General features: G+C 46.3%; 8 protein-coding genes. 6 read left to right on the top strand and 2 right to left on the bottom strand.

Translation table 11 applies throughout. The annotated features are described in order from the left end of the window. Positions 1-303: 303 nt before the first annotated feature. A complete protein-coding gene (locus tag DMN77_RS18860; RefSeq protein WP_068782030.1) occupies positions 304-687 on the top strand; it encodes a DUF5665 domain-containing protein in 384 nt (127 codons plus the stop codon). Here the strand turns inward: DMN77_RS18860 and DMN77_RS18855 are convergent. Continuing rightward, on the bottom strand, positions 674-1,405 hold the full coding sequence (locus DMN77_RS18855) for a TraR/DksA C4-type zinc finger protein (protein WP_179016005.1): 732 nt from the start codon (positions 1,403-1,405) through the stop codon (positions 674-676). The two genes, DMN77_RS18860 and DMN77_RS18855, sit on opposite strands and share 14 nt — an antisense overlap. A 204-nt stretch (positions 1,406-1,609) precedes the next feature. Here DMN77_RS18855 and lspA point away from each other — a divergent pair, with 204 nt between their 5' ends. Together lspA and DMN77_RS18845 are read left to right on the top strand one after the other, a co-directional pair. Next, entirely contained in the window at positions 1,610-2,107 is a 498-nt protein-coding gene (gene lspA, locus DMN77_RS18850) for a signal peptidase II (RefSeq protein WP_068782028.1), read from the top strand. Then, positions 2,104-3,045 carry an RluA family pseudouridine synthase gene (locus tag DMN77_RS18845; RefSeq protein WP_179016004.1) on the top strand — a complete coding sequence of 314 codons (942 nt, stop codon included), beginning with the start codon at positions 2,104-2,106 and terminating at the stop codon, positions 3,043-3,045. Before lspA ends, DMN77_RS18845 begins: the two co-directional genes overlap by 4 nt. A gap of 138 nt (positions 3,046-3,183) precedes the next feature. Here DMN77_RS18845 and DMN77_RS18840 read toward each other — a convergent pair whose 3' ends face one another. Beyond that, positions 3,184-4,008, bottom strand: coding sequence for a TraX family protein (locus DMN77_RS18840; protein WP_179016003.1), 825 nt, complete (start codon positions 4,006-4,008; stop codon positions 3,184-3,186). 279 nt (positions 4,009-4,287) lie between these two features. On the opposite strand from DMN77_RS18840, the gene DMN77_RS18835 reads away from it, so the two are divergent. The 3 genes from DMN77_RS18835 to DMN77_RS18825 all read left to right on the top strand — a co-directional run bounded on the left by DMN77_RS18835 (position 4,288) and on the right by DMN77_RS18825 (position 7,460). Further along, complete coding sequence (locus DMN77_RS18835; protein ID WP_179016002.1) at positions 4,288-5,541, top strand: LL-diaminopimelate aminotransferase; 1,254 nt, start codon at positions 4,288-4,290, stop codon at positions 5,539-5,541. Between the two features lie 460 nt (positions 5,542-6,001). Beyond that, positions 6,002-6,547: a bifunctional pyr operon transcriptional regulator/uracil phosphoribosyltransferase PyrR gene (gene pyrR / locus DMN77_RS18830; RefSeq protein ID WP_068782024.1), complete on the top strand. Its 546-nt coding sequence runs from the start codon at positions 6,002-6,004 to the stop codon at positions 6,545-6,547. A gap of 1 nt (position 6,548) precedes the next feature. Continuing rightward, positions 6,549-7,460 (top strand): aspartate carbamoyltransferase catalytic subunit, encoded by a 912-nt coding sequence (locus DMN77_RS18825; protein ID WP_068782023.1) that lies wholly within the window; start codon positions 6,549-6,551, stop codon positions 7,458-7,460. Positions 7,461-7,476: the final 16 nt, after the last annotated feature.

The following is a 7,476-nucleotide window of genomic DNA, read 5'->3' as shown; positions in this document are numbered from 1 at the left end:
CAAAGGCGGAATTTTGAACTTCCTAGTTCAATAAAGGTTCAAACATTCCGGTTTTCAGCATCGAGAAGGTTGGATGAAGCTAGGGGTAGAGGAGCGGAGCGTACGCAGTTTGTACGAGAGCACCGGAGACCCCGGCTGAATTCAAGATTCGAAGTCGAACAAACTTACAGTGTTACTTCGTGATCAAAGGCGGAATTTTGAACTTCCACTTAGGCTATAATAACAAATAACCCAAAGAACGAGCTTGGGGTGCGAAAAGCAGTACCCAGGCTCGTTTCTTTACGTGTAACGGAGGTGCCCGGAATGATTCGGCGTAAAGGAAAGCCAAATGTCAGCCCGGAGAAAACAGAAGTAGAAGATCAGGATCCGTTTAATAAGCCGCCGGGGACACCCGAGGAGCAGATGAGCGAGATGTATCGTTTGACCTTGCAATGGACGCAGCAGCTGGAGAAATCGCGGATTGCTCAATATACCGAGCTGCTGAATCGACCCTGGCGTCTAATTTGGCTGAATATATTGTCAGGAACGGCACGTGGGGTAGGAATCGCCATCGGGTTTACTTTTTTTGCGGCGACGATTATTTATGTCTTACAGGTGCTAGGAGCTTTGAATTTACCGATTATTGGAGATTATATTGCCGATATTGTCCGGATTGTTCAACGTCAGCTTGAGCTTAATACGTATTAGGGCCGCCTTCCAATTCGTCATCATCCACATAGTCGCCGGTATCCATCGATTGTTTCCAGCGCTTGCTGCGGAAAAAGCAAACATTCTCACCATAAATATCGGTGGCGACGAAGCTTTCCAGCGGTTCGACGAAGCCATCCAGCTCTGACGAAGCTTCAATCTCCATATCGTTATAATCCGATATATCCCGATCTTCCGCCATCGCTGGTGTATTGGAGCTTCCAAAGCTCTCAACAATCTGCCAAGCATCTTCACCGTCAAATCCGTTATATTCGTGTTCATCCAGACTGCTTCTGCCGAACGGAGGATACAGAAATTGCTCTTCAATAGGACGCGCTACTGAATGAACGGTTTGCGGGCTGTGCTCCTTACAATAAGCAGTCTCAGGAATAGCACTCAGGCGGTCGAAGCTGATCGGCTTGCCACAGGTGGAGCAGATTCCATAGGTTCCATCGTTCATTTTTTGCAAAGCGGACTCAATACGGGTTAATTGCAGCTCATTATGCTCGATAAGAGCTAGATCCTTACCGCGTTCGTATACCTCCGTACCGAGATCAGCCGGGTGATTGTCCACCGTCGAGAGTTCATTCGTGGTATCACGGAGAGAATCCTCAAGCCCATAGTGGTTATTATCGCTCAACCGATGCTGGATTTCATTTCGAGATTCATTCAATTTGCTTCTAAGCTCAGTGAGCTGCTGCTCGGATAAATGAGACATATCGGTAACTCCTTTCTAGAGGCGAGGTCATTAGAGAATTCGTCTTAGCGATATTTTGCGCAAAACCGCTGCGTTTTACCTGAGGAAAATCCTTTCGCGCATGGACGGTTTTCCTCTTGCTATGCTACAATAGACAGGTCTTGCATGTGGTGAATCCTGCCGATAAATTCAGCAGGGAAAAGAAAAAATGAGGTGAATTCCCGCGTGATTTATTTTTTGATCGCATTGGTTGCGTTTCTAATTGATCAAGGAACGAAGTATTTAATCGCCACTCAATTAATGATCGGTGAGCAGATTCCGGTAATTGGCAACTTCTTCCTCATTACGTCGAGCCGTAATCGTGGCGCAGCATTTGGCATTCTGCAGGAGCAGCGCTGGTTCTTTATCGTGATTACAGTCGTTGTGGTTGTGGGTATCATCTGGTATTTGCAAAAAATAAGGCGTACAGGCAAGAAAATGTTGTCTATTGCACTCTCGCTGGTACTTGGCGGCGCAGTCGGCAATTTCCTGGACCGTGCGGTTAGTGGCGAGGTTGTCGATTTTTTGCAGTTAAATTTTGGTTCGTATACTTTTCCGATCTTTAATTTTGCGGATTCATGCATTGTGATCGGTGTTATTCTTATTGTGCTGGATTCCCTGCTGGATATTCGCAGAGAGAAGCAGGCATCCAGTACAGGTCAGGAGCAAGAGGAACAGCTATGAATTTGGAAGATCAAGAATGGATCGATTCTGAACTGCAGTCGTATGAATGGGAAGCGGCTGAGAAGAACAGAATCGATAAGTTTGTCAAAGAGCAGCTTGGAGAAGCGTATTCACGCAGTGCGATCCAGTTATGGATTGAGGATGGACATATCCTTGTGAATGGCGAATCTGTAAAAGCGAATCATAAAGTAAATACGGGAGATCGCGTAACGCTGACTATACCGGAGGCGGAATCCACGGAGATCATTCCTGAGGATATACCGCTCGATGTGTACTATGAAGACGCGGATGTCATCGTCGTAAATAAGCCGCGGGGGACGGTTGTGCACCCGGCTCCAGGTCATTCTTCCGGGACGCTGGTGAATGCCTTGATGTCCCATTGCAAGGACTTATCAGGTATCAATGGCGAGATTCGACCAGGTATTGTTCATCGGATTGATAAGGATACTTCCGGTCTGTTAATGGCAGCCAAAAATGACAAGGCACACGCCTCATTGGCCGCCCAATTGAAAGAGCATTCCGTTACGCGCAAATATTATGCTTTGGTCCATGGCAACCTGAGTCATGATCAAGGTACCATTGATGCACCGATTGGACGCGATCCTCAGGATCGTAAAATGTATACGGTGATTGAGAAGAACAGCAAGCAGGCAATAACGCATTTTCATGTGGTGGAACGATTTGGCGACTACACGCTGGTTGAGCTTAAGCTGGAAACTGGAAGGACGCACCAAATTCGGGTTCATATGAAATTCATCGGTCATCCATTGGTGGGAGATCCTATGTACGGACGCAGTAAAGGAATCAAGATGGATGGACAGGCTCTCCACGCCGCCGTTCTCGGTTTTATTCATCCTTCCAGCGGACAATATATCGAGTTCACAGCTCCGATTCCGGATGATATGGAAATGTTATTGCAATCGCTTCGCAGCCGCTAGAGCGGCATAATATAAATAAAGCAGTCCCTCTGCATACCGGATTTTTCAAATCCTTTGCCGGAGAGGCTGCTTTTTGTATTTTCGCCATTTTGGGATCTGAAGGCCTGAGTGCTCCCCCAGATAAATTCTAATATTTAGTTATCGCCCCAAGTAGTAAGATAAAATCACCAGAACATAAATATGCAGCGGATAGTAAAGATAGAAAAAGTACTTCATGCTTCTGCCTTTCTCACGGTTGTACAGCAGCAGGAATGGCAATGCCAATATCATTAGCCATTGAACATCGCTTGCGAGTATTGCCGAGACAGATGAATAATCGACACTTAAGAAGAAATAGACTACTGAAGCTATCAGATAAAAGACGCCCAGTTTTGTTCTGCTTTGTCCAAACAGATAAAATCCGAGTCCTAATAAGACAACAAAATAACCGCCTTCTGTAAATATGATGTTTGGGAATACGGTCATTATAAATCTAAGAAGATACATCATAAATTGAGATTCAAAGCCCGTTTTTGTGATTGCCATAATCAAAGCATAGCTAATAAACGGCAACAGGGTCAGCAATGAAAATCCTAGAACCTTGTAATATTGCTTTGCTTTTAAGCTGATTACAATCTTTTCAAATCCATAGATAAGCAGACAAATAGTAAGTAAGGTGGAGAAAATATTGTTACTGATGATACCGCCATTTTTTAAAGGGAAGTGGTCACTTATAATAGAATTCCCGAAATTCATAATTAACGATCCAATCCATAATCTGAGCATGTATTTTTCGCGATTGCGGGTATGCCTCATGCCTTCTGTAACCATAAATACAAAGATCGGGGCGGCCATTCTCCCTATAATGTTGAAAGCGAGCGGAATTTCATATACCCCTTGAAACGCAAAATGAATGTGATCAATTGTCATAAAAATTAGCGCCAGTAGCTTAATCTGAAATCCGTTTAAACCTTTTTGCAGCATTTAGTATTCCTCCGAACGCAAGTATTAAATTTATTGTTGCAAGTTTCAGCTCTTCAGCAATCTTACTGGCTGCAGGTTAAATTAGAGGCAGGCGATGTTTAATTTTAGTTAAAATTATGCTTAAGCTAAAAAGTACAAACGATCCGGTGATTAATCCATTCTCTTGAGGTACGTTTTACAGCATATTTAATATGGCTAACGCAATGCATTCCGGTATATGATGCAGCGGTTAATTAAGATGAACTGGAACGGATGTTCATAAGGAGATGGAGAAGTAAAATGACTATAGAGATGTATCAAGAGACGTATATTCAACAGCAGTTTGCAGAGCGGATCGGTGGGGCGAATTACGGTAAAGATACAGCTATTTATAAATTTGAAAAAATAAAGCGGGCAAAGGCCGCAGCGAAGAAAGAACGGCCGGAGCTGGCGCTAATCGATATGGGCGTAGGCGAGCCGGACGATATGGCGGATAGCGCTATTGTAGTCAGACTGGCGGAAGAAGCAGGCAAGCCGGAGAATCGGGGATATGCTGACAACGGTATCGCAGATTTTAAGATCGCTGCTGCCCGTTATTTGCAGGAAGTATTTCAGGTGGAAGGAATCGACCCAACAACGGAGATTGTCCATTCCATCGGCTCGAAGCCGGCATTGGCCATGCTGCCGACCTGCTTCATTAATCCTGGTGATATTACGATTATGACAGTGCCGGGTTATCCGGTTCTTGGAACTCATACGCATTATCTGGGTGGAATTGTATACACCGTGCCGTTAACAGAGGAAAATCATTTTCTGCCCGATCTGAATTCCATCCCGGAAGATGTCGCCGTAAAGGCCAAGCTGCTCTACTTGAATTATCCCAATAATCCAACCGGAGCTTGCGCTACTGTGGAATTCTTCACAGAGGTCGTCGCCTGGGCTCGAAAATATAATGTAGTTGTCATTCACGATGCGCCTTATGCAGCATTAACTTATGATGGTGTTCGGCCGCTCAGTTTCTTGTCTGTGCCTGGAGCAAAGGATGTAGGCCTTGAATTGCATTCACTCTCAAAATCGTACAATATGACCGGTTGGCGAATCGGTTTTGTGGCGGGTAATCCATTAATCGTCAAAGCATTCAGCGATGTGAAGGATAACAACGATTCAGGGCAATTTATCGCTATTCAGAAAGCTGCCGCCTACGGTCTGGCCCACCCGGAAATTACGGAAGCCATCGCTGCCAAATATTCAAGACGCCACAATCTTTTGGTGGCTGCGCTTAATGAGCTCGGATTCAGAGCCGTGAAGCCAAAGGGTTCTTTCTTCCTTTATGTTGCGATTCCGAAGGGGGTTGCGGGCGGTCCGAAATTTGAATCAGCGGAGGATTTCTCGCAGTATTTGATCCGGGAGAAGCTAATCTCCACAGTTCCGTGGGATGATGCCGGACATTTTGTCCGTTTCTCGGTCACTTTTGAAGCTCACGGAGTTGGGGAGGAGCAGTCTGTCATTGCGGAAATCAAGCGGAGATTGAGTGAAGTGAAGTTTCAATTTTGAGAACCGGTTAAGAGCTAGCAAATACAAGAAGCGTCATTCCTTCATTTTAGGGAGTGGCGCTTTATTTATTGCCATAGAGAGGAAAAATTGTATTGAATAATTATTAACTATAATGTATATTTATAACCAATGAGTTACATCTCACTCCAGCAGGCATAGGGCTGAAAATTTCAGCAGCCAAAAAGCTTGCTTTTCCAGGCGGACTATCTTGACACAGAAGTCGCAATCTGTCATAATTCTCATGAACGAAATAGCACCTTTAATTCAGTCCCGTGAGACTGGCAAGGTAACGTGGAGGGAATACCTGGGCACACTAGTATCTAGTGATTATGTCCGGGATCCTTATGACAGTCATGGTTATTTACTGTGGCCAAGAGACTCCTTGCCTGATCCAGGCAAGGAGTTTTTTTATGCGCCTTTCACGGAACCGGATTAATTTAATCCCGAGGAGGCATTTGAGATGGAAGTAGAAAGCCATGTCATTATGGATGAAACTGCGATTAGACGGGCGCTGACAAGAATCGCCCATGAGATTATCGAACGCAATAAAGGAATTGAGAACTGTGTGTTAGCCGGAATCAAGACCCGCGGGGTATTCCTGGCCAAGCGCTTGGCTGAGCGGCTGGAGAATATCGAGGGTGTCTCCATTCCTTGGGTTGAACTGGATGTCACCTCTTACCGAGATGATCGTTCCAGCGAAGAAAGAGGCACGGAGAAAGCTAATTTCCCGGTTTCCATTCACGACAAGGTTGTCATCCTGATTGATGATGTTCTGTACACGGGGCGTACGATACGGGCGGCGATGGACGCAATCATGGATTGCGGCCGACCGGAAGCCATTCAGCTGGCAGTTCTGGCTGACCGTGGGCATCGCGAACTCCCCATTCGTCCGGACTATATCGGTAAGAACGTACCGACCTCGAGAGCCGAAGAGATTGAGGTGCTCTTGGAGGAGAATGACGGAAGCGACGAAGTCAGAATTTTGCAGCAACGGGGAGGACACTAAAATGATAACGACCGTATCGGCTTTAAAGGAACGCAGCTTACTCGGATTAAAAGATTTAAGCACAGCTGAGATTAATTCGATCCTGGAACGGGCGGCGTTCTGGGACAGTCAGACAGATAAAGTAGTTCCGGTACTAAAGGATAAATTCGTGGCTAACATGTTTTTTGAAAGCAGCACACGGACTCGCTTCTCTTTTGAAATGGCACAGAAAAGGCTGGGCGCAGAGGTTTTGAACTTCTCAGCGAGCGCATCCAGCGTAGAGAAGGGAGAATCCATCTACGATACGGTCCGTACGATAGAATCCATGGGAGTCGATGCAGAGGTGATCCGGCTCGCGCCTTCCGGCGTGCTGGAGGAACTGGCAGAACGGCTTTCCATTCCGCTGATTAATGCAGGTGACGGAAGAAATGAGCATCCTACGCAAGCGCTGCTTGACCTTTATACCATGAAGCAGCACTTTGGAGACTTAAGAGGCCTTAAGGTGTCGATTATCGGCGATATTGAGCATAGCCGGGTTGCACGCTCCAATCTATGGGCATTGCAGAAATTTGGAGCAGATGTGAAGTTCTGCGCACCCGAAAATATGCGCGCGCCGGAGCTGGCGGAATATGCTCCTTATGTTCCGATGGACGAGGCGGTTTGCGCCGATGTCGTCATGATGCTGCGTGTACAGCTGGAGCGGCATACGGAAGGATTGTTCAAATCCAAAGATGATTATCGCATGCAGTACGGTCTAACCGAAGAGAGAGCAGGCAAGCTTGCTCCCCACACGATCATCATGCACCCTGCACCGATGAACCGCAACGTGGAGATTGACGATGCGGTGGTAGAGCATGCGCAGTCGAGAATTTTTAAGCAAATGGCAAATGGTGTCCCCATTCGGATGGCGGTCATGGAACGGGCAATGCACTAGGTCGCAGCTGGCGACC

The organism is Paenibacillus sp. 79R4, from assembly GCF_013393165.1.
In the GTDB taxonomy this organism is placed as follows: domain Bacteria; phylum Bacillota; class Bacilli; order Paenibacillales; family Paenibacillaceae; genus Fontibacillus.
Note: the sequence above shows the minus strand (reverse complement) of the source record. Positions and strands in the feature narration are given on the sequence as shown.